Here is a 22,615-nt window from a genome sequence, read left to right as displayed (position 1 = left end):
GTGCCTATTCGATCCAGAGCGTTCCGTCCTGGCGGAACGGTGTTCCGTCAGCCATGTGGGCGGTCAGTCGTGTGTCCCAGTTGCCCACAACGGGAAGGGTGGCCTGTCCGACATAAAGTCCGTCGGCCATCTCGGAGAGCGTGACGAGCTGGTCATAACTCTCATTGATCGGGTGGCGGAAGGCGAGCGTGATACTGGTGGGCATCAACACCTTGCCCGCGCTGTCCGCAAGGCGTGCCGACACGGACATGGTGATGATCCCGGGGGGCGTCTGGTCCCGCTCGAAGGCGATCTCGACCTGCCAGCCACGCGCCCGCTGTGCTTCCGCGTCGCGGATCGCCGCGTTGTAGGTCAGGCCCTCCTGGTAGGATTTGTGGCTGGTCAGCCCAGTCCATGTATCGAGGGCGACGATGACGAAGGTGACGTTCACCGCGATCACGATGCCGAAGAAGCCGAGCAGCATCAGCAGGACATGTTTGCCTTTGATCTTCATGGGCGTGCTCATATGGGTGTCACTCATTGTTCTGGGCCTCTGAATACCGTGTCGTTGATGGCGCGGTTGCCGTCTGCGAGGTCGGTGACGACGAAGTTGAAGTCTTCCCGGCCGTCCGGTGCATTGGCCGCCGGGACGGAAACGAAAACCCGGAACTGGGCGAGACGATCGGCCGGAACCGTGAGGCCGCTGGTACCTTCCTGACCGACAACGCTGATCAGAGCATTCTCCAGTCCCTCAATCGCGATCTCGAAGCGTCGTATCTCGTGCTGCTTGTTCAGGATCTTGATCGTATAGCCATTCCGGATGCCGCCATCGGACAGTTTCACAAACAGCGGGTTCCGGTCATGCAGGATATTGATGTCGAGTGTAGACCGGGTGATCAGGGCCGCCAGCATGATCAACCCGACGATCGCGATCAGGGCTGCATAGATGACGGTCCGGGCGCGGAAGATGCGTGGTTTCTGCTCCGGCCGCCCCGCCGCGCGCCGCTCGTGATTGACGTAGGTATCGTAGGAAATCAGGTTCAGTGGCCGGTTGATCCGGGTCATCACCTCATCGCAGGCATCGATGCAGAGCGCACAATGGATGCATTCCAGTTGCTGGCCGTCACGGATATCGATGCCCATCGGACAGACCGCGACGCACTGGTTGCAGTCGATGCAGTCGCCCCGTGTATCCCAATCCATGTTCTTCCGGAATGGCGCGCGCGGTTCGCCTCGGTCGTCCTTGTAGGAGACGATCAGCGATTCCTCGTCGACCAGCGCGCCCTGAATGCGGGGCCACGGACACATGTATGTGCAAACCTGCTCGCGCATCATGCCGCCGAAAACATAAGTGCAGCCGGCGAGGATCGCGACGGTGCTGTAGGCGACGATCGGGGCCTGAAAGGTGAAGAGATCGACAAGCAGCGTCGGCGCGTCGGCGAAATAGAAGATCCAGGCGCCACCGGTCGCCATGCCAATCAGGATCCACAGCACGTGCTTCGTGGTTTTACGCGCGATCTTGTTAACGGATAGGGGGGCTTTGTCGAGCCGGATGCGGGCACTGCGGTCGCCCTCGACCAGACGCTCAACCCAGATAAAGAGGTCGGTCCAGACCGTCTGCGGGCAGGTATAACCACACCAGACTCTGCCAGCGAGGCTGGTGACAAGAAACAGTCCGAGAGCGGCTATGATCAGCAAGCCGGTCAGATAATAGACCTCTTCAGGCCAGATCTCGATGAAGAAGAAATAGAATCGCCGGGCCGGGAAATCGATCAGGATGGCTTGGTCGGGTGCGTTCGGGCCGCGATCCCAGCGGATCCACGGGGCGAGGTAATAGACCGCCAGTGTCGCGGCCATGACCAACCATTTCAGCTTTCGGAACACACCCTTGGCGCGCTTCGGGTAGATCTTGACGCGCGCCTTGTAGAGGGAGCGTTCCTCCTTCTTGTTGACGGCATCGACATCGATCGTCTCGACTTTTGCCGATGACACGCTGGCTTGGCTGGCTGCTTGGCTGGCCTGGTCCATTGGGGTGACCTGTATGTCGGTTGACTGACGGGGACCGGAAAGGCCGGACCCGGATCACGTACGAGATGTTCTCCCGCCGGCGAACCGGCGGGAGAACCGAGGTTTATTCGCCGCCGCCGAGCGAGTGGACATAGATGGCGAGCTGCTTGATGGTCGCCTCGTCGAGGCGGTTGGTCCAGTCCGGCATCACGCCGAAGCGGGCATTGGTAACCGTCTCGCGCAGGGCCTGGCGATCACCGCCATAGAGCCAGATCGCATCGGAGAGCCGGGGAGCACCCAAGTCGTGCAGACCCTGGCCTGTGTCACCATGGCAGGATGAACACTGCTCGGCGAAGACGGTTTGGCCTTCAGATGCCGCCGCCTCGTCATGCTCCTGCCCCGAGATCTTCAGGACATATTCAACCACCTGATTGATCTGCTGCCGCTCGAGCAGCCCGTCCTTGCCGAAGGCAGGCATCACGCTAAAGCGGGTGTCTTCATGGGCGGAGCGGATACCGTAATGGATCGTTGCCGAAATCTCTTCCGGCGTGCCGCCCCAGATCCAGTCGTCGTCGTTCAGGTTCGGGTAGCCAACGAAGCCCTGGGCACCCTGACCGTGGCACTGGGAGCAATTAACCGCGAAGGCCGACTTGCCGCCCGCGAGGGAGAAGTTCAGCAACTCGGTATCCGCACGGATGTCTGCCAGCGATGCGACCTCGATCCGATCGAGATACTGTGCCTGGGCTGCTTTTGCTTCGGCAATCTTGTCCACCACGTCCTGACGGGAGGAATAGCCGATCATGCCCTTTGTATGGCTGCTGATCAGCGGCCAGGTCGGATACACAACCCAGTACCCTATTGCCCAGACGATGCAGGCATAGAAGGTCCAGAGCCACCAGCGCGGGAGCGGGTTGTTGAGTTCCTTGATCCCGTCCCACTCATGACCGGTTGTCTCGATGCCGGTCACATCGTCTTTTTCAACATTGTGAGCCACGGTCAATCCTCCTCAAGCGGCAAATGCGCGGCTTTCTTGAACTTGTTCTTGTTGCCGGGCCACAGCGCGTAGACGACGGCGGTGCTGAACATCACGACCAGGAACACCAGGCCCCAGGATTGCGCGAAGGCGGAAACAGTCTGATATGTCATGGGTTCCTCCTCCTACCTGAGTGCCGGGTCTTTGGCGTAGAGGTCGAAATCGACCAGGGTGCCGAGCATCTGGAGATAGGCGATCAGAGCATCAAGCTCGGACAGCTTTTCCGGATTGCCGTCGAAGTCCCGGACCTGAGCCTTTGGATAGCGCTCCATGAAGGCATCGAAATCGTCCGCGTCCGGGTTGACCTGGGTACGGGCATCCTCGACGGCCTTCTCGATCATTTCATCGGAATAGGGGACGCCTACACCGCGGTTGGCGATGAGGTGACCGGCGAGATCCTCGATCTTGAGCGGGTGCTCGGCGAGGAACGGATAGCCGGGCATGATCGATTCAGGCACCACGGAGCGCGGATTGTTCATGTGCGCAACGTGCCAGTCGTCCGAATAACGGGCACCCACCCGGGCGAGGTCCGGTCCGGTCCGCTTCGAGCCCCACTGGAACGGGTGGTCGTACATGCTTTCCGCGGCGAGGCTGTAATGGCCATAGCGCTCGGCCTCGTCCCGGAACGGCCGCACCATCTGGCTGTGGCAGTTGTAGCAGCCCTCGCGGATATAGATGTTCCGTCCCGCCAGCTCGAGCGGGGTGTAGGGCCGCATGCCCTTCACCTTCTCGATGGTGCTCTCCAGATAGAAGAGCGGTGCGATTTCAACCAGGCCGCCGATGGCGACTGTGATCAGAATACCGACAGTAAGCAGGATCGAATTCTTCTCGAAGACAGAGTGTTTATTGAGAAGCGACATTGATCATTCTCCCGCCGCGACCGCAGCCTGGGGCGCGCGCACTGGCGCTCCCACGAACGGAGCTTCATCACGAAGATCCCCCCGCATGGTGCGATAAAGATTGTAGGCCATGACCAGGGAGCCAGCGACGAACACTGCGCCACCAAGAGCCCGGATCACATAGAAGGGATGCATGGCTTCAACGGTCTCGACGAAGGAATATTCCAGGAAGCCGAGGCTGTCATATGCCCGCCACATCAGACCCTGCAGGATACCGGACACCCACATCGACGTGATGTAGAGCACGATGCCAATGGTCGAGATCCAGAAGTGCCAGCCGACGAGGCGCAGCGAATAGAGCCGCTCCCGGTTCCACATGATCGGAACCACGCAATAGAGCGCGCCGAAACTGACCATGCCGACCCAGCCGAGCGCACCGGAATGCACGTGGCCGATGGTCCAGTCAGTGTAGTGGCTGAGGCCATTCACCGCCTTGATGGACATCACCGGGCCTTCGAAGGTGCTCATGCCGTAGAAGGCGACGGAGGTCACCAGCATGCGCAGAACCGGATCGGTGCGGAGCTTGTCCCAGGCGCCCGAAAGCGTCATCAGGCCGTTGATCATGCCCCCCCAGGAGGGCATCCAAAGCATGATCGAGAAGGTCATGCCGAGAGTCTGCGCCCAGTCCGGCAGCGCCGTGTAGTGCAGGTGGTGCGGGCCGGCCCAGATATAAAGGAAGATCAGGGACCAGAAATGGATGATGGAGAGCCGGTAGGAATAGACCGGACGCTCCGCCCGCTTCGGGATGTAATAGTACATGATGGCGAGGAAGCCGGCGGTCAGGAAGAAGCCGACTGCGTTATGGCCGTACCACCACTGCGTCAGCGCGTCCTGCACCCCGGAGAAAGCCGAATAGCTCTTCGCGCCGGTAATGGAAACCGGCAGGGAGAGGTTGTTCACGATATGCAGCATCGCGATGGTGATGATGAATGCGAGGTAGAACCAGTTCGCGACATAGATGTGCGGCTCGCGGCGCTTCCAGAGAGTGCCGAGGAAGACCAGTAGATAGGCCACCCAGACGATGGTCAGCCAGAGGTCAACATACCATTCCGGCTCCGCGTATTCCTTGCTCTGTGTGATGCCGAGCACGTAGCCGGTCGCTGCCAGCACGATGAATAGCTGATAACCCCAGAACACGAACCATGGTGCGAGGCCGCCCGCGAGGCGTGCCTTGCAGGTGCGCTGCACGACGTGGAAGGAGGTCATGATCAGCACGTTGCCGCCAAAGGCAAAGATAACGGCGGAAGTGTGCAGCGGCCGAAGGCGTCCGAAATTCGTCCATGGAAGGTCGAAATTCAGAACCGGAAAGGCGAGTTGCAGGGCAATTACCAAGCCAACGATGAAGCCGACAACGCCCCAGAAGGTGGAGGCGATGGCCCCGGCACGGATGACGCCGTCCATATAGCCGACATCGTCACCAGTAACAGGAACTGCAGGGCTTTCGGCCATATCGTAATGCCGTTTCACCAGCACGAAGCAGCCAAGTGTGAAGAATGCAAAGAACAGGAAGGCGTGGAAAGCCAATTCCGGGCTTGCTGCCTTCGCCATCCAAAGCAGACTGACGATGGAGCCAAGCGCGAATAACACGCCCATGATCCATGCGCCGCCGCTGTCGCGGTTTGCGGTTAGTGTGCTGTTCATGACTTCCCTCGCGATACTGAACACACCCGATTGACCATCCCGTATTCGGGAACGGTCGCTAATGGCACGCTAAAGGCATTCGACCGTGGAAACATTGATCCAGGTCAAATTCCAGCGTCACCTTTGGCCCTGAGGCCGAAACTCTCTCAAAAGGCGCAATTCGGCCATGTGGCCGGAACGCGCAGCGGCAAAGCGCCGCATTTTAAGCCTGGGTACCCTCCAGAGGTTATATAGCCCCGGAATGCCGGGCCTTTCCTGCCTGGAGATACGCATCGAAACATGCTGCCACGACACGGGCATACGGACGGCCGGGCGCGTTTATTTCGAGTACCTTCCCATCCCAGTTTAGCAGTCCGTCCGTTTGCATTTCATTAAGATATGCCTGATCGTCGAGGAGTACGCTCGCTTCAATACCAGCATCGGCACAAAGCGCGGCTATGTCCGCCTTGCCATCGCACATCAGACTTTCAATCACTTGCCGGCGCAGCCTGTCGTCTGCACTGACTGCAATGCCCCGGGCGACCGCCAGTCCTGATTCCCTGACGCTTTCCTCATAAAGCCGCGTGTCGGCGATGTTCTGGATATAGCCATTGGGCAGGGCGCCGATAGATGACGCACCAAATCCGATCAGTGTGGATGCATCGTCGGTGGTGTAACCCTGGAAATTGCGCTTCAGGGCGCCAGCCTCGATTGCTTCGGCCATGCTGTCATCCGGTCGGGCGAAATGGTCGAGACCGACTTGCACATAGCCTGCCGCAGCCAAAGTGTCGGCCATTGCCTCGGCCTGATCCCGCCTGATCTCCGGGCCTGGAAGTGCCTCGGTCGGTATCAGGTTCTGGTGTTTGCGCATCCATGGAACGTGCGCGTAACCAAAGACGGCTACCCGACTGGGGTCCAGGCTCAGAGCCATTTCGAGGCTACGGACTGCATCGGATACGCCCTGATATGGCAGCCCGTACATCAGATCGAAATTAAGCGCATCGATACCGGCCGCGCGAAGTGCGCCGACGCGATCCTCGACCAGCTCGAATGACTGCTCGCGATGGATTGCCGTCTGTACGGCGGGGGTGAAATCCTGCAAGCCGAGGCTCGCCCGGGTGATCCCGGCGAGAGCGTAGGCTTCGACGAGACTGTCATCAAGGCTGCGTGGATCTATCTCGATGGCTATTTCAGCATCCGCGGCGAACGGAAACCGGCGGCGCAGCACTGCCATCAAGCTGCTGAAATCGTGAGCGTTGAGCCGGTTCGGCGATCCGCCGCCCCAGTGCACATGCCGAACCGTGCCGGGCTGACGAATGTGCCCGGCGACGGTCTCGATTTCCCGTTCCAAAACACGGGCATATTCAGAAACAGGCCCGTATTTTCGGGCTACCTGCATGGCGCAGCCGCAATACCAGCAGAGCGCCTTACAGAACGGCACATGCAGGTAGAGTGACAAGGAGTCGTCCGGACTCAATGCGCCCAGCCATTGCCGGTAAGTCGTTGCATCGATGCCTTCGTGGAAGTGCGGAGCCGTCGGGTAGCTCGTATAGCGCGGCACATTGCGCGTTCCATACTTTTGCAGGAGAGTATTCTCGGTCGCGCCTGCCGTGCGCATCATGTTCATTTCTTGGTTCACCTGAATTGCCTGATGGTCCGGTTTGTTTCTAGAGGCGCAGCTTGTGATCGCCGGGAACATGGTCGTTGGCCGGCTCCCGTGTGCTCTGCCAGTCCATGATTTCCTGCCGTAAGGCTTCGAACTGACCTTCTTTCTGACTGCCGAAAATTGGGTCCGCAGTGTCGGAAAGCTCGGCGTCCAAAGAGGACCAGTCTTCGGTTGTCAGAACGCGCAAAGCCGTTGGAAAGAAAATGCTTTCCTCCATCCGGATGTGCCGACGCTGGGATTCGATGAATTCAAGCGCCGCGTTCGCGAACTGGCTGCGGGTAATGATGCCGGCGCCGAGGACATTAGACAGGGCGGCCGCAAACGCTTTTATGAAAGCCTCGCAAGCTTCGTGCTCCTCGTCGAGATGGCCGATTTCTTCTGCGGCAGAGGCGTCGCGTGCGACAATCTTTTCGTAGATCTTGTCTTCGCGGGCGTGATGGAACTCGGCCGGGTAGGTGAGGAAATAATCGACGATCGCCGACACAATGTCATAGTCGGGCTCACCCGTGAGGTGCGCGTCTTTCACCTGATTCTCAAGGATCGACAAGAGAATGTCGTGATGCCGATGATCTTCTTGTAGGATTTTCAGTATCTTAGGCACGGCGACCTCCCTTGCTTAGGTCTTTGGTGCCAATAGCCTATGGAATGTGAAACTGGTCGGCGTTGACCTATGTCAAGGCAGGTCGAGACGAGATTTTACAATGGCGAGCGTTGCTGCGGGGGTCCCCCCGGCATTGATTTTTTCCCAATCGCCGAGCGTCCCGTGCCCATGTTGGGCCTGTGCCAGCATCACTGTTTCGGTGGCGTCCGATGCGTCATTGGACCTGCCTGCAATCCTCCGTGCCATGACCTCTTCCGTGACGTCGAGCCAGAAGCCTTTGAATGGCACGTATAGAGACTGTGCGAGGGCCGCGATGGCATTCCTATCTGCCGGGCGGTCATTCACCGCATCCATGATTACGGAAAAACCGGCCTGCAATGCTTCACCAGCCCTGGTCAGCATGATGCCGTAGACCTTTGCGCTGACGTCGGAGTTGTAGGCGGAGGCCGGGAGGCGTTCCGTAGGGGCGCAGCCAAACATTCGCTTCCGGATGATGTCGCTGCGCAGATGGACGGCTCCCGGGACCGGTGAGAGGCATTGGGCGAGAGCCTGTGCCAGGGTGGATTTGCCGGAACCCGAAAATCCGCCAACCCCTATCAGCACTGGCTTTGCCGGTTCGATCTGACGCTGTGCTGCCTGAAAGGATTGGCGCGACTGCTCCAGCATTGCCTTTCTGATCGAGGGGTCCTCTTGCGCTTCCGCGCCGCTCACCATGATCTTCGCCCGTACGGCGGAACGGGTGGAAAGGAACAGGGGCAGGCATGGGAGCCCTTCATAGCCGCCGTCGATGAAGTATCGGTTGAAGGCAAGGCTGGCGAGGTCGGGAAAACCCCTGACGTCCAGATCGCTGAGAAAGTAGGCCAGGTCATACAGAGTGTCGATGCAGGCAAAGCGCGGATTGAACTCGAGACCGTCAAACAGCGTCGGCTCACCATCGATTACACAGATATTCCGAAGATGCAGATCGCCATGGCAATGCTTGGCATGTCCGGCGTCGACCCGGGCGTCAAGCAGCGGGGCTAGCTTTGAAAGCGCGTCGCGGGCGCGGGCTGTGTAGGTTGCCACTTGGTCCGGAGGGAAATGCTCGGGCTGGGATGCAAATTCCTCGAGGTTTTCCTCGATCACCCAGCGGATTCCTCCGGCACCGGCTCCCGGCGCATCCTTGGCAGAAAGTGGCTTGGCCGCGTCATGAAAGGCGCGAATGCGCTCGGCTGTTTGCTCAATCAATTCCGGGGTGAGCTTGCCATCCTCCGCCATTCTGTCGAGCAGCGCATCCTGATCGAAGCGCCTCATTTCCAGAACATATTCAATGGTCTCGCCTGGACCATCGAAAGCAAGCGTTCCGTCTTGCGCCCGGGTCAGATGGCGAATGCCGAGATAGAGTTCGGGCGCGGCTCGGCAATTAAGCTCGAGCTCGGCTTCTGTGAACTTCTCCCGGCGCTCCAGTGTGCCGAAATCCATATAGGGGAAGCAGACTGCCCGCTTGAGCTTGTAGGCGCGATCTCCGGCCAGGAAGACATGCGAGCCGTGCGTGACGATATGGACAGGCTCTTCCGCCGGGCGGGGATCATAGTTCTCCGCGCGAGCCAGAAATTCCAAAGCCGCACTTTGGTCCTCGGTTTCTTCCGTGGTTCGATGGCTCATGATGATCCGGTCCCGCATTCCGGTTGAGCGCCCATTCTGGCGCAGTGCCGCGCGCGCGACCATGACATGACTCAATTAGGGACATGACTCAATCCGGGCCGTGACTCAATGGACCGGTCTAGCGAAGGAGGAAACTATGGGCAGAGCGGAAGTCAACAACGCCGAGCAGACTGGGCCGTCAGCGGCAACACGTGAGCTGGCGGACTGGGTTGTCTCAATCGGCGCCGATGATATCGGTGCAGTGCCGCGCGCCTGGGCGACCGATGCGGTGCTTGACTGGTTCGGGGTAACTGTCGCGGGAAGCCGTGAGCCGTTGAGCCACATCCTTGCGGAGACAATGGCGGAAGAGGGCACCGGGCCGGCGCGTCTGATCGGCCGAGAGAATGCACTGAGTCCACTCAATGCCGCGCTGGTGAACGGTGCTGCCTCCCATGCGCTTGATTATGACGATGTGAATTCCCGGATGCTGGGGCATCCTACGGTTCCGCTGGTTCCGGCATTGCTGGCGATTTCCGACATGCAGCCGGTATCCGGGCGTGCCTTCCTTGAGGCCTTCATTGTTGGCTATGAAGCGGAAGTCCTGACGGCGGAAATGATTGGCGAGGGGCATTATAACCTTGGCTGGCACATGACGGCCACGGTTGGCACGGTTGGTGCGGCGGCGGCTTCAGCTCGTCTACTCGGGCTCGATGCCGGGCAGACGGCTCACGCGCTTGGCCTCGCCATCGCGCAGGCTGCCGGTCTCAAGTCGATGTTCGGCACCATGTCCAAGCCTTTCCAGGTTGGCAAGGCGGCGATGAATGGATTGCTGGCGGCCCGACTGGCGAAAAAGGGGATGACCTCACGTACAGATGCCATTGAATGCGCACAGGGCCTTGCGGACACCCAGTCAGACGGGTTCTTTCCGGTTGAAATGACGTCCGGCGGCAATCGCGCTTTCGCGGTGGAAGAGAATCTCTTCAAGTATCATGCGGCCTGTTATCTGACCCACTCACCGATCGAGGCAGCCCGCCGTCTCCGGGAGCTTCATTCTATTGCGCCCGACGCGGTGGAGCGCGCGACCATCGAGGTGAACAAGGGGGCGTTGACCGTCTGTAACATTGATCGTCCGGAAACCGGTCTGGAGATCAAGTTCAGCCTGAAACATACGGTCGGCATGGCGTTGAGCGGTATGGATACGGGGGATCTCGATACCTATACGGATGCGAATGCCCAGGACGCGGTGCTGCGCGATCTTGGCAAGCGTTCCATGGTCGTTGGTGTTGAGAGCGATATCTGGAGCTTCGGCCGGGTTAAGCTCGATCTGAAAAACGGCTCGTCAGTGGAAGAAACGCAGAATGTTGGGGTGCCGGCATCAGATCAGCCGGAGCAGCGCCGCCGCCTGCTGGCCAAGTTCCGAACGATGAGTGAGCCGATCATTGGCAATGGCCAGACTGATGAGCTTGCGGACCGTATTTTGTCGCTGAACGAGATGGCGGACGCCAGCGTCCTTTCGAAAATGGCGCAAGCGACCTGAGGCCATTCAGTTCGCTCCGAAATCGATATTCGAGAGCGCCTTGAGATCGGGAATGATGACCAGAGACGGGCGTGGAAGCCGAATGACTTCGGCTTTCTTGAAGCTGGACATGATGCGGCTGATGGTTTCCGGCTGCATGCCCAGATGGTCGGCGATACGTTCTCGCCGCATGTTGAGTTTCAGCTCCACCCCGCGCTTGGTGACCCGGCCGGTGCGTTCGGCGAGGTCCAGCAGAAAGCCGGCGAGGCGTTCGGCTGCGGATGAACGGGCGAGCAGGAACATCCGGGACTGGGTGCGGCTGACCTCATCGCGGGCAGCATTGTAAAGGGCTTTCACCAGCCCCGCCGCGCCGGGAGCGCTTTGCGTGATCGGGTCGACAGAGATGATGCAGAGTTCGGTCGGCTGTACGGCTTCGTAGAATTCGCGGATATCGCCAGATTCCTGCTGTGGCAGTGGCCAGGACAGATCGCCTTTGGTTTTGAAGGCCGCGATATGACGGCGCCCATCATCCGATACATGCTCCTGCATGAGCATCCCGTTAACGATACGGAATACGGTATCCGGCGCAAAGCCCGCGACATCTAGTTTCTCTCCCGCACGCGCCGAAATGCGTGTAACCGCGTTGGGGCACGTGGAGAGCCCAGCCTTGCCGACCGCCTGACGAATGGGGCAGGCCATTTCCTCACACCCGCAGCAGGGTCCGGCTCCCGTATGTTCCGTCGGTGTTGAGGCAACCACATTCATCGCCGGTTCGCTTTCCTGTTTCATATGCCGGTGGCATGAAAACAGATGAAGCATGCATACCGGCTTCCCGGCGGGCATTGATCCAGATCAATTGAATGTGGGGGTCAGCCCCGAGCGGCGAGGCGCATTTTGATCGGGCCACTGGCCCGGCTATTGATCATCTGGTCGAGATAGGGGTTGTCCGCCGTTGGAACATCATCGCGTTTTCCGGACCATTTGATCTCTCCGTCGAACAGCATGGCGACGTTATCGAAGCGGCTGCGCGCTGCCTTCATGTCGCCGGTCACAACAAGCACGGTGGTGCCCTTGCCGGACGTTTCCCGCTCGATCAGCGAGAGGATCGTATTGGTCAGGATCGGATCGAGCCCGGCCGTCGGATCGTCGAGGATCAGCAGTTCCGGGTTGCCGACCATGGCCCGCGCCACGCCGACCCGCTTTTGCATGCCGCCCGACAATTCAACCGGATAGAGATCCGCCATTTCCTCGCCAAGTCCGACGGAAGCCATGCGTTTAAGCGCACGGTCGCGAGCTTCGCTTCGTGAGACACCTTCATGATCAGTCAGGCGAAAGGCGATATTTTCCCAGATCCTGAGGCTGTCGAAGAGAGCGTTCTGTTGAAACAGCATGCCGATCCGGCCCTGGAAATCGCTCCATTCATCGGTGCTCATGCCACTGAGTTCGAGATCACCATAGCGCATGCTGCCGCTATCGATATGCATCAGGCCGACAAGACATTTCAGCAAGACGGACTTTCCGCTCGCCGACGGCCCGATCAGGACCGTCGACTGTCCGGCGGGAATGTTCAGGGAGACAGACCGCAGTACCTCATTGTCGGCGAAGCTCTTTGCGAGCCCATCGAGAACGATGTCCGGGGCGTTTCCTGATCCCATGTTTTTCTTCCTTGGCTCCGCTTTAGCCGGCAGCGCGAAGATCCTTCGTTCGAGCTTCGTCCACCGTGCCTTTTCCATCGACGGCGACACCATATACCGTCTCTGCCGTCTCGGGCGAAACAAAGCCGAGAAGGACGTCGCGCGCAACCTCTGACGGTTCGCGGTCGTGCGGATTTCCGAGACCGCCGCCTCCCGGCATCGAAATCACCAGCTTGTCGTCTCCGTCGACGCTTTGCCTTCCTTTCGAGTTCAGCCGGCTGCCGTCATTCGCCCGCTCGATGATGCCGGCCATGCCGTCGGCACCGCCATTGCGGCCGCGCGGCGGGTAGGTCACCCGGTCGAACATGCAGTTGATGGCGAAGGGGGCGTGCTGGGAATGGGAAATCTCCATCACCTGACCGACGCCGCCGCGATATTTCCCGGCGCCACCGCTGTCGGGCCGATATTCCTTACGCCAGATGATCAGGGGAGCGATGGTTTCGTTCACCTCGATCGGGGTGTTGCGCACACCGGACGGGAAGGCCGTTGCGTTGAGGCCGTCCTTGTCCGGGCGGGCGCCCGTACCGCCGGCGTGGAAGGTGTTGATGGCGAACGGTGTTGCGTCGCCATAGTCCGAATCTGTCAGCCCGTGTCCGCCGAGCAATACCGGGTTCCACAGGCAGGACGTCCCTTCCGCCGGCACCTTGTCCGGGATCACCTGGTTGAGGCAGCCGAGCACGACGTCCGGCAACATCTGGCCGATCACGTGGCGGGCTGTCACAGCACAGGGATGGGGCGCGTTCAGGATACTGCCTTCCGGCGCGGTGATGATGACCGGGGCGAGGGAGCCCGCATTGTTCGGAACCGCTCCGCCAACGACGCAGCGGATGCCAAAGCTGGCATAGGCCTGTGTGTAGGTCAGCGGCACGTTGATACCGAAGCTCGATATGCTGGAGGTGCCGGTGAAATCGACCTCGATCACTTCGTCACGGATGGTCAGGGCGGCGACCAGATCGATCGGGCTTTCATAGCCGTCGATCCGCATGGAATTGTGGTAGGTGCCGTTCGGCAGCTCCCGGATTTCCGCCGCCATGCCCGCCCGGGCGCTCTCGATCACATAATCGGCGAGCGTGTCGAGCGTCTCCATGCCGAACTCGCGCATCATGTCGATCAGGCGCGTGCCGCCGACATCGTTGCAGGCGGCGAGGGAGTAGAGATCGCCTTCGACTTCGATCGGATTGCGGACATTGTTGCGGATGATGGCCAGCACCGGCTCCACGAATTCGCCATTCTCGGCGAGCTTCATGATCGGAATATTGATGCCTTCTTCATAGATCTGCCGTCCGTCCGGGCCGAAGCCCTTGCCGCCGACATCGACCACGTGGGTGGTGCAGGCAAAGAGGGCGACGATCTCGTTACCGAGGAAAGTCGGGGTGACCACGGTAAAGTCGTTCAGGTGACCGGTTCCGCGCCAGGGGTCGTTGGTGACGAAGACATCGCCGGGCTTCATGGTCAAAAGCGGGAATTTTTCCATGAAAAAACCGACCGAGGCGGCCATGGCATTGACGTGTCCCGGAGTGCCGGTGACCGCCTGGGCCAGCATGCGGCCATTGCAGTCATAGACACCTGCGGAAATGTCGCCTGCTTCACGGGCGGAGGTGCTGAAGGCGGTCCGGATCAGGGTCTGGGCCTGTTCTTCCACGACGGAGAGCAGGCGGTTCCACTGGATCTGCATGCGGATCTGGTTGAGGGCTGATTTCTGGCTCATGATTGTGCTCCCTCAGGCCGCTTGCTTGCGGGTTAGGACGAGGTACCCGAGTTCGTTGACGCTCGCGTCGAACGCGGAGGTCACAATGGTCGTGGTCTGGGATTCCGAGATGATCGCGGGTCCCGGAATGGATGCGCCGACCGGCAGGTCGTCACGCCAGTAGGTCTTGGCCTCGACATAAGTTCCGGTGGCTGGATCGAACAGCGCGCGATTGCCGGTTGCTTCCGCGGCACCGCCGCTGGGCGCTGTCAGTTCAGCCGGAACCTGCGGACGCGGTGCCGTCATGGTCAATGTCCAGCTCAGGATTTCCGGCTCCGGTCCCGGAATGATCCGGCCGTAGAGCCGCTTGTACTCGCTTTCGAACGCGGCCCGGATCGTTTCCGCATGATCTGCTGTCAGGGCCCCGTCGGGCAGGGGGACGGCAATTTCATGGCCTTGTCCGACATAGCGCATGAAGGCTGTCCGGGTTTCCTGAAGCGCCGCACCGCCAGCACCGCTGGAAACAATGACACGGGCCTCGTCCGCCATACCGGAGAGCAGGGTATTGATTTCGCCCGCATCGAAATCCGAAAGCTTCACATATCTTGAGCGGACGACTTCGTAGGAGATCGGCGCGCGCAGGAAGCCGATCGCCGAGCCGACACCGGCACCGGTCGGCACCACGACGGTCGGAATATCGAGTTTCTCGGCCAGTCTGGCGGCATGCAGAGGGGCAGCGCCGCCGAAAGCGATCATGGCTCGGGCCGCGATATCCTTGCCCCATTCGATGGCATGGACACGGGCGGCGTTAGCCATGTTTTCGTCGACGATCTCACACACACCGAAGGCGGAAAGCGCTTCGGAAAGGTCCATCTTGTCGCCGACTTCGGCCTTGAGGGCTGCTTTGGACTTTTCGGGATTGAGGGTGACCGAGCCTCCGGCGAAGCTCGCCGGGTCTATCTTGCCAAGCACAACGTCCGCGTCGGTCACGGTCGGCTTTGTGCCGCCCTGATCGTAGCTGGCCGGTCCCGGATCGGCGCCGGCGCTGTGTGGGCCGACGGCAATCCGGCCGAGTTTGTCGACGGCCGCGATGGAGCCGCCGCCGGCGCCGATCTCGACCATCTCGATGGCGGGAATGCGAACAGGCCAGCCGCTGCCCTTCATGTTGCGGTAGACGCGCGCGACCTCGAAGGTGCGTGTCGTCTGAGGCATGAAGTCGTCCAGCAGGCAGATCTTCGCGGTGGTGCCGCCCATATCGTAGGAGACAACGCTGGCAAGGTCGCATTCGCGGGCAATCTCGCTCGCCAGGATGGCGCCGCCGGCAGGACCGGACTCGACCAGCCGAATCGGGAATTTCATTGCCGTGTCAAGCGTTGTCAGACCGCCGCCGGAGGTCATCAGCAGGACCGGGCAGGCGAACCCGCGTTTCTTCAGGTCTTCGCGCAGGATGCCGAGATAGCGGGACATGATAGGCTGCACATAGGCGTTTGCCGATGCTGTCGACTGCCGTTCGTATTCCCGGATTTCCGGGCAAACCGCGCTCGACAGAGTGATGCTGAGATCCGGGCGCGCTTTTGTCAGGATTTCGCTGACACGCTCTTCATGTGCGCCGTTGGCGTAGGAGTGAATAAGGCCGATGGCGACAGAACCGATTTCGTGACTGTCGATCAGCGGGACCAGCGCATCGACGCTCGTCTCGTCCAGCGGGATCAGCACCTCTCCTTTGAAATTCAGGCGCTCGCGTACGGACCAGCGCAGATTGCGCGGTACCAGCGGATCCGGCCGGTCGATATTGATATCGTATTGCTCGAACCTGTTCTCGAAGGCCATTTCCACGGAGTCCCGAAGGCCCTCCGTCGTAATCAGCGCCGTCTTCGCGCCTTTACGTTCAATCAGGGCATTCGTTGCCAAGGTGGTGCCGTGGATAATCAGCCCGATATCGGCGGGAGAGGCATTTGCCACCTCGAGCGCCTTCTCGATCCCCTCCATCACGCCGCGCTCCGGCATTGACGGGGTCGTCAGCACCTTCGCCGTGAAGCGCTTGGGGCCAAATTCGAGAGCGACATCCGTGAAGGTGCCGCCGACATCGACCGCGAGGCGGCCTTGCTCAGAGGTCTCAGCCATTTTGATACAATCGGTTTTTATAAGAGGGGCGTCGGAGAGGATCTGGGGTTAGTAAAGCCGTATGGCCGCTGGGCGTCAATGAATGACACGCGTCATAAGCGGACAACATTGCCCGGCTCCGTTTTCAGCACTTCGATGCAATATCGCCGCGCTTCGACTTCCGCCTGCTCCTGATCCTCGTAGAGTGCGGATGCATGTGAGGATTCGACCTGACGGCCGTCCTGCCAGATTGACCACGGATACCGGATTCCGTCCGGACTGGCCCAGCACTCTATGTAGATCTCGATCATGACCTCGATCCCAAAGCCGGTTGGATGAGTTGCAGATATAAGCCGGTTGCGCGTCCACTTTTTGACACTGGCTTATTTAATCACCCCGTCGGGGGGCATGGCGAGTGTCTGGTTCCGATTTTCAGGCAGAAAGGGAATACCGGATTGAGGCAGAGGGTAAATGGGATCGGACGGGATGCAGTCGCTGGGCAGGCTGCGTCGGGATCAGGCGATCATTTACTTGAAACGCGAGGAATAGGCATCAGACGGAGGCGCCAGCGAGCCGTCCACGCCGCTGACAGTTTTTTCCAGATACGACTGTGCCGGTTCTTTGAGGATATCGTACATCCGCGCGGCAAGGTCGGTCGCTCGGCGCCCGCTCCATGTCTCCGGCATGATGTCCGCAGGAAGGCCCGGATCGCGGAGCAATGCGCGCCGGTAGACATGAATCATCAATATCCGCAGCTCGAACGCCGTCTCCGGCGTCAGGAGCCCGTGGTTTTCTTCAAGGGCGTTCAGGACCGGATCGAAGCTATTGATAAAGGCCCGATATGCATTGTCGGTCTCTTCCAGATCCCAGGTTTCACGGCATAAGGTGCGCAAGGTCTCTATTGCGGAGCCAGGGGCGGCTTCGAATAATGCGACCCGGTCTTCAAGTCCGAGATTTGCAAGCTCCTGCTTCACTCCATCGAGATCGCCTCCGATACCGAGCAGGACCTGCGGTCCGAGAGAGCCGTATCCCGTCCACCCCAAGGCCTTTCTGAGACCGTCACGCTCCGTGCTGTTCACAGCGCTTGTCAGCAGAGCAATCTGCCAGGGTGCATCGGCGGCCTTGCGGCTGCGGGTCGGCGCATAGATTCGCCTCTGAGCGGCATCGAAATCCTGTCTGCCACTCTCCGTCAGAGAATAGACGCTGCGGCGTCCGATATGCCGTGCGGTCAGGATGTCGTCCTGGGCCAATCTGAAAACGGCCGTGCGGACAACCCGCTCGCCGATATCGAATACCTCCATCAGCCTGATCAGATCGCTGAGCCAGGCAGTGCCGCCATGCGGCAAGATAGCGTCCCCGTAGACCGTCACGATCAATGACTTGGCCCGTGGTTTCAGCTCGACGAGCGTATCGCGGGCGAGTGCGGAAAGCGTACCGGGGCTTTGGACGACGGTCATTACTGCGGCGCGTCACCGACGAGGGCACCACCGATCGTGCGGGATTTCCCGCGAAAAAAGGCGACGGGCGTGCCATCGGATGTTGTCACAACGGTGTCGTAGATCCCGGAGCGGCCCCGGTGAAACTGTTCTTCGCAGGTAGCGATCAGGTCGTCGCCTTCGCGTGCGGGATTAACGAAATTGATGTCACAGCTCTGGGCCACTGTTAGGGCATTTCCCGAATTGCAGGCGAAAGCAAAAGCGCTGTCGGCGAGGGTGAATATCATGCCACCGTGACAGGTTCCATGACCGTTCAGCATGTCCGCGCGGACAGTCATCCGAAGCCGGGCATATCCGGGCGCAATTTCCTCGACCTGCATGCCGAGGGCCTTCGTTGCCGGGTCGTTTTCATACATCCAGTCGGCAACACGCCGGGCCGTCTCTTCCGCGTTTTCCTGTGCGCCGACGTTGGTCTGGCTATTGTTCATGCTGTCCTGTCCACATTATAGTTTATGATACAGTTTTTTCTAGACGACCGAAAAATTATGTATCACATTGTTGGTGCTATTCGGCAACGTCCGAGTTAAGCGAGGAAACGCAATGGTGGAAAGCCAAAGTCCGGGTCAAGCCTCTGAAATCGAAGAGGCGGCACGTTTTCAGGCGCGGGTCGATCAGGAAATCAAGATCGAGCCGCGTGACTGGATGCCCGAAGGTTATCGGAAAACTCTGGTTCGTCAGATATCCCAGCATGCTCATTCCGAAATTGTCGGGATGTTGCCGGAAGGCTGCTGGGTTACCCGTGCGCCGTCCCTGCGCCGTAAGGTGCAGTTGCTGGCAAAGATCCAGGATGAGGCCGGTCACGGGCTTTATCTTTACAGCGCGGCCGAAACTCTCGGGACACCGCGCTCTGAGATGATCGACGCGCTGCATAGCGGCCGGGCGAAATATTCGAACATTTTCAACTACCCGGTTCTCTCCTGGGCGGATATCGGCACGATTGGCTGGCTGGTGGATGGCGCGGCCATCATTAACCAGATTGCGCTCTGCCGCTGCTCTTACGGGCCGTATGCGCGGGCGATGGAGCGAATCTGCCGGGAGGAGAGTTTTCATCAGCGCCAGGGCTATGAAATCGTCATGTCTATGGCCTTTGGGACGTCGGAGCAGAAGCGCATGGCGCAGAGCGCGCTGGACCGTTGGTGGTGGCCGTCGCTGATGATGTTCGGACCCAGCGATCAGGACACCGCGCATTCTTCCCAATCCATGGCCTGGAAGATCAAGCGCGTCTCCAATGACGACCTGCGGCAGCAATTCGTCGATATGGCAGTGCCGCAGGCTGAATATCTGGGGCTTAAGATTCCCGACCCGGATCTGAAGTGGAACGAGGAGCGCGGCCATTACGATTTCGGTGAGATCGACTGGTCCGAACTGAAGCGCGTCGTTTCCGGGGACGGACCCTGTAACAAGGAACGCATGGCGGCCCGGATCAAGGCGCATGAAGACGGTACTTGGGTCCGTGAGGCTGCCGTGGCCTATGCGGAGAAGAAACGTCAGCGCGAAAGCGCGGCACGTATCGCCGCAGAATAGCAAACAAGAAAAATGGGCCGGAGCGCTGGTGCCGGACCGATCAGGAGAGAGAGCATGACTGCCGGGAACGACTGGCCGCTTTGGGAAGTTTTCATCCGCGCACGCGAGGGGCTGTCCCACAAGCATGTAGGCTCATTGCACGCGTGCGATGCCGAGATGGCGCTGCAGCATGCCCGCGACGTTTATACAAGGCGGCGCGAAGGCGAGAGTATCTGGGTGGTGCAGTCGACCGATATCGTCGCTTCTGCTCCCGCAGACAAGGAATCCCTTTTCGATCCGGCCGATGCCAAGATCTACCGTCATCCGACCTTCTACGAAGTCCCGGATGAGGTGGAATGCCTGTGATCAGGGCCTGATGGAGACTATGACATGACGGCCGCCGCACAACGCGAAGCGCTTTTCGAATATCTGCTCCGTCTGGGGGATAATTGCCTGATCCTCGGGCATCGCCTGTCCGAATGGTGCGGCAAGGGTCCGGTGCTGGAAGAGGATATCGCTCTCTCCAATATCGCGCTCGATCTTGTCGGCCAGTCCACGCTTTGGCTCGATCTGGCGGCGACGGTGGAAGGTGCCGGCCGGGATGCCGATGCCCTGGCCTTCAAGCGCGACGTGCTCGATTGGCGGAATTTCCTCCTGGTCGAACAGCCGAATGGCGATTTCGCCCAGACCATCGTCCGCCAGTTCCTGTTCGACTGTTTTCATGTCGAGCTGCTCCAGGCTCTGACGAAATCGGCCAATCAGGAAATCGCGAACATCGCGGCAAAAGCGATCAAGGAAGCGGTTTATCACCGCCGGCACAGCGGCCAGTGGGTGATTCGCCTCGGAGACGGTACGGAAGAGAGCCGGACGCGGGCACAGGCAGCGCTCGAACGGCTCTGGGGTTACACCCGCGAGCTGTTTGACGGCGATGCTGTCGACGAGATGATGATGCAGGCCGGGATTGCGATCGATCCGGGCGATTTCCATGAGAACTGGCGTGACGCGGTCACAGCTGTACTCGGAGAAGCGACACTCACGGTCCCGGAAGCAACCTGGTCAATCGGCGGTGGCAAGAAGGGCGTCCATTCGGAGCATCTCGGATTCCTGCTTGCGGAAATGCAGTTCCTGCCGCGAGCCTATCCGGATGCCAAATGGTGAGTCATGGCTATGGCCGAACCCACTATTGTCCCTGAAAACCCGTTAAAGCGCCTCTGGCACGCTCTTGAAGCCGTATGCGATCCTGAAATTCCGGTTCTGTCGGTGGTGGATCTCGGTGTGGTGCGGGACGTCGAAGTCTCCGGCGATGCTGCGGTTGTGACGATTACCCCGACCTATTCCGGCTGTCCGGCCATGGCCTATATCGAGATGATGGTGCGTGACGCCGTGCTCGGAGCAGGTTTCAACAAGGCCGAGGTAAAGACGGTGCTGGCGCCTGCCTGGACGACGGACTGGCTGAGCGAGGCCGGTCGGGAAAAGCTCAAGGCTATCGGTATCGCGCCTCCTGCCGAGCAATCCACCTCCAAGAAGTCATTGCTCGGCATTGATCCGGTTGTTGCCTGCCCGCGCTGCGGCTCGGAGCATACCGAGATTCTCAGTCAGTTCGGCTCGACCGCCTGCAAGGCGCTTTACCGGTGCACTGACTGCGCCGAACCATTCGATTATTTCAAGTGTCTCTAGGGAGTGCTGCCATGGCGCGTTTCACCAGTTTGAGAGTGCGCGACGTGCGTCCGGAAACATCCGACAGTGTGTCCATCGCGCTTGATGTGCCGGAAGAGCAACGCGCCTCATTCCGGTATCTGCCGGGGCAGTATCTGACACTGCGCCACGAGATAGACGGTCATGATGTGCGCCGGTCCTATTCCATTTGCAGTGGCTTGGATGATGGCGAGATCAGGGTGGCGGTGAAGCGGGTCGAAGGCGGTGCCTTTTCCAGCTTCGCGAATGACGCGCTGAAACCCGGCGATATGCTTGATGTCATGGTGCCGGAAGGGCGCTTCACGGTGGAGCCGGATCCGAACGCCACGCGCACCTATGTGGCATTTGCTGCCGGAAGCGGGATCACGCCAGTCCTCTCGATCGCAAAGTCCGTGCTGTCAGCGGAGCCGGAGAGCCGGTTCACCCTGTTCTATGGCAACAGGTCGGTGCGGGAGATCATGTTCCGCGAGGCTTTGCTTGATCTGAAGAACCGTTATCCGTCGCGTTTCAGTGTTTTGCATGTGCTTAGCCGGGAGCCGCAGGAGGCCGCGCTGCTGAACGGTCGGATAGACAGGGAGAAATGCGAGAGCTTCTTCCGCTCGATCCTGAACGTGCACGCGGTGGACCGGTTTTTCCTGTGTGGGCCGGAAGGCATGATCGGGGACGTGCGAGCTGCGCTGGAGGCACATGGCGTCGAAGAGGAAAAGGTGCTCTTCGAGCTGTTCGCGCCGGCGAACGATGCGGCAGCGAAAGCGGCCGCGGCCCGGCGCAGCCGCCTCGTGAATGAATCCGAAACGGTGCGCGCGGGAGCGGACGTCGCCATCATTCTCGATGGGGTGCGTACAGAGTTTACGCTCGGTGCTGACGACGTCTCCATTCTCGACGCAGCCCTGGGGGCAAGACCGGATTTGCCCTACGCCTGCAAGGGTGGGATGTGCTGCACGTGCAGGGCAAAGGTCTTAGAAGGCCGCGTCGAGATGGATCTGAATTACACGCTTGCCAAGGAAGAGGTGGAGAGGGGCTTTGTCTTGACCTGTCAGTCACACCCGGCAAGCGAGAAGGTGGTGCTGGATTACGACGCCCGATAGTCGGAGGCAGGTTCGTTAATCGAGGCGGATTGGGTTGCCGCGGCTACAGGCCGCGACATCCACTGGATGATATCAGGCAGCCCAGAAAGGCTTGCTGATCTCGTACTCGACTTCGGCCTGGCTGATGCCCATATCGGAAAGCTCACGGTCCCCGAGATCCTGAAGGGACTGGCGCTGACGCAGCCGGTCCTGCCAAGTGAGCAGCGTTGTGACGATTGCGTGCACAACACCATCACGGCCACGCTTGTGCGTGAAGACCGAGTTATTGGTTCCTGCTGTCATGCATGCGGCAGGAGCGACGTTCAGGGTTTCGTTCTTGAACATGAAAGTTCTCCTTAATCAATTCGTCACACACGCTCATTCGTGTCTGTCGGTGTTTGAGAATTTGGGCTACAAATGGCGGTT

Annotated in this window: 23 protein-coding genes; 6 read left to right on the top strand and 17 right to left on the bottom strand. The window is 59.9% G+C overall.

From position 1 onward, the window contains the following. Positions 1-4: 4 nt before the first annotated feature. The 9 genes from VOI22_RS06850 to VOI22_RS06810 all read right to left on the bottom strand — a co-directional run bounded on the left by VOI22_RS06850 (position 5) and on the right by VOI22_RS06810 (position 9,449). Entirely contained in the window at positions 5-520 is a 516-nt protein-coding gene (locus VOI22_RS06850; RefSeq protein WP_323795787.1) for a FixH family protein, read from the bottom strand. Continuing rightward, positions 517-2,007 (bottom strand): cytochrome c oxidase accessory protein CcoG, encoded by a 1,491-nt coding sequence (ccoG, locus tag VOI22_RS06845; protein WP_323795786.1) that lies wholly within the window; start codon positions 2,005-2,007, stop codon positions 517-519. Before ccoG ends, VOI22_RS06850 begins: the two co-directional genes overlap by 4 nt. A gap of 103 nt (positions 2,008-2,110) precedes the next feature. Continuing rightward, on the bottom strand, positions 2,111-2,980 hold the full coding sequence (gene ccoP, locus VOI22_RS06840; RefSeq protein WP_323795785.1) for a cytochrome-c oxidase, cbb3-type subunit III: 870 nt from the start codon (positions 2,978-2,980) through the stop codon (positions 2,111-2,113). 2 nt (positions 2,981-2,982) lie between these two features. Beyond that, a complete protein-coding gene (locus VOI22_RS06835) occupies positions 2,983-3,132 on the bottom strand; it encodes a cbb3-type cytochrome c oxidase subunit 3 (RefSeq protein WP_028464782.1) in 150 nt (49 codons plus the stop codon). Positions 3,133-3,144: 12 nt separating this feature from the next. Continuing rightward, entirely contained in the window at positions 3,145-3,879 is a 735-nt protein-coding gene (ccoO, locus tag VOI22_RS06830) for a cytochrome-c oxidase, cbb3-type subunit II (RefSeq protein WP_323795784.1), read from the bottom strand. A gap of 3 nt (positions 3,880-3,882) precedes the next feature. Next, positions 3,883-5,367 (bottom strand): cytochrome-c oxidase, cbb3-type subunit I, encoded by a 1,485-nt coding sequence (ccoN, locus tag VOI22_RS06825; protein ID WP_323796288.1) that lies wholly within the window; start codon positions 5,365-5,367, stop codon positions 3,883-3,885. Between the two features lie 418 nt (positions 5,368-5,785). Continuing rightward, a complete protein-coding gene (gene hemN / locus VOI22_RS06820; protein WP_323795783.1) occupies positions 5,786-7,165 on the bottom strand; it encodes an oxygen-independent coproporphyrinogen III oxidase in 1,380 nt (459 codons plus the stop codon). A 40-nt stretch (positions 7,166-7,205) separates the two neighbouring features. After that, a complete protein-coding gene (locus VOI22_RS06815; protein WP_323795782.1) occupies positions 7,206-7,805 on the bottom strand; it encodes a hemerythrin domain-containing protein in 600 nt (199 codons plus the stop codon). Positions 7,806-7,877: 72 nt separating this feature from the next. After that, the gene (locus VOI22_RS06810; protein ID WP_323795781.1) at positions 7,878-9,449 is read right to left on the bottom strand and encodes an AAA family ATPase; all 1,572 of its coding nucleotides are present in this window, start codon (positions 9,447-9,449) and stop codon (positions 7,878-7,880) included. A gap of 136 nt (positions 9,450-9,585) precedes the next feature. On the opposite strand from VOI22_RS06810, the gene VOI22_RS06805 reads away from it, so the two are divergent. Then, the gene (locus VOI22_RS06805) at positions 9,586-10,965 is read left to right on the top strand and encodes an MmgE/PrpD family protein (protein WP_323795780.1); all 1,380 of its coding nucleotides are present in this window, start codon (positions 9,586-9,588) and stop codon (positions 10,963-10,965) included. Between the two features lie 6 nt (positions 10,966-10,971). On the opposite strand, the gene VOI22_RS06800 is transcribed toward VOI22_RS06805, so the two are convergent. The 7 genes from VOI22_RS06800 to paaI form a co-directional block, all read right to left on the bottom strand. After that, positions 10,972-11,643 (bottom strand): Crp/Fnr family transcriptional regulator, encoded by a 672-nt coding sequence (locus VOI22_RS06800; protein WP_323795779.1) that lies wholly within the window; start codon positions 11,641-11,643, stop codon positions 10,972-10,974. A gap of 170 nt (positions 11,644-11,813) precedes the next feature. Beyond that, positions 11,814-12,599, bottom strand: a complete 786-nt coding sequence (locus tag VOI22_RS06795) for an ABC transporter ATP-binding protein (protein WP_323795778.1) — start codon at positions 12,597-12,599, stop codon at positions 11,814-11,816. 22 nt (positions 12,600-12,621) lie between these two features. Next, complete coding sequence (locus VOI22_RS06790) at positions 12,622-14,346, bottom strand: hydantoinase B/oxoprolinase family protein (protein ID WP_323795777.1); 1,725 nt, start codon at positions 14,344-14,346, stop codon at positions 12,622-12,624. A 12-nt stretch (positions 14,347-14,358) separates the two neighbouring features. Continuing rightward, positions 14,359-16,449 (bottom strand): hydantoinase/oxoprolinase family protein, encoded by a 2,091-nt coding sequence (locus tag VOI22_RS06785; protein ID WP_323795776.1) that lies wholly within the window; start codon positions 16,447-16,449, stop codon positions 14,359-14,361. A 92-nt stretch (positions 16,450-16,541) separates the two neighbouring features. Further along, positions 16,542-16,739 carry a hypothetical protein gene (locus VOI22_RS06780; RefSeq protein WP_323795775.1) on the bottom strand — a complete coding sequence of 66 codons (198 nt, stop codon included), beginning with the start codon at positions 16,737-16,739 and terminating at the stop codon, positions 16,542-16,544. Positions 16,740-16,955: 216 nt separating this feature from the next. Further along, positions 16,956-17,885, bottom strand: a complete 930-nt coding sequence (locus VOI22_RS06775) for a PaaX family transcriptional regulator C-terminal domain-containing protein (protein ID WP_323795774.1) — start codon at positions 17,883-17,885, stop codon at positions 16,956-16,958. Further along, positions 17,885-18,352, bottom strand: coding sequence for a hydroxyphenylacetyl-CoA thioesterase PaaI (paaI, locus tag VOI22_RS06770; protein WP_323795773.1), 468 nt, complete (start codon positions 18,350-18,352; stop codon positions 17,885-17,887). Before paaI ends, VOI22_RS06775 begins: the two co-directional genes overlap by 1 nt. A gap of 112 nt (positions 18,353-18,464) precedes the next feature. Between paaI and paaA the strand changes: the two genes are divergently transcribed. From paaA to paaE, 5 genes are read left to right on the top strand one after another with little or no spacing between them, the layout of a single operon-like run. Next, positions 18,465-19,448: a 1,2-phenylacetyl-CoA epoxidase subunit PaaA gene (gene paaA / locus VOI22_RS06765; RefSeq protein ID WP_323795772.1), complete on the top strand. Its 984-nt coding sequence runs from the start codon at positions 18,465-18,467 to the stop codon at positions 19,446-19,448. 54 nt (positions 19,449-19,502) lie between these two features. Then, complete coding sequence (paaB, locus tag VOI22_RS06760) at positions 19,503-19,793, top strand: 1,2-phenylacetyl-CoA epoxidase subunit PaaB (protein WP_323795771.1); 291 nt, start codon at positions 19,503-19,505, stop codon at positions 19,791-19,793. Positions 19,794-19,817: 24 nt separating this feature from the next. Beyond that, positions 19,818-20,585: a 1,2-phenylacetyl-CoA epoxidase subunit PaaC gene (gene paaC / locus VOI22_RS06755; protein ID WP_323795770.1), complete on the top strand. Its 768-nt coding sequence runs from the start codon at positions 19,818-19,820 to the stop codon at positions 20,583-20,585. Positions 20,586-20,594: 9 nt separating this feature from the next. Then, complete coding sequence (paaD, locus tag VOI22_RS06750) at positions 20,595-21,104, top strand: 1,2-phenylacetyl-CoA epoxidase subunit PaaD (protein ID WP_323795769.1); 510 nt, start codon at positions 20,595-20,597, stop codon at positions 21,102-21,104. Between the two features lie 11 nt (positions 21,105-21,115). After that, positions 21,116-22,210, top strand: coding sequence for a 1,2-phenylacetyl-CoA epoxidase subunit PaaE (gene paaE, locus VOI22_RS06745; protein WP_323795768.1), 1,095 nt, complete (start codon positions 21,116-21,118; stop codon positions 22,208-22,210). A 72-nt stretch (positions 22,211-22,282) separates the two neighbouring features. Here the strand turns inward: paaE and VOI22_RS06740 are convergent, their stop codons facing one another. Continuing rightward, positions 22,283-22,534: a DUF1127 domain-containing protein gene (locus tag VOI22_RS06740; protein WP_323795767.1), complete on the bottom strand. Its 252-nt coding sequence runs from the start codon at positions 22,532-22,534 to the stop codon at positions 22,283-22,285. Between the last annotated feature and the right edge of the window lie 81 nt (positions 22,535-22,615).

The sequence above is a fragment of the Nisaea sp. genome, from assembly GCF_034670185.1.
Taxonomy (GTDB): domain Bacteria; phylum Pseudomonadota; class Alphaproteobacteria; order Thalassobaculales; family Thalassobaculaceae; genus Nisaea.
Note: the sequence above shows the minus strand (reverse complement) of the source record. Positions and strands in the feature narration are given on the sequence as shown.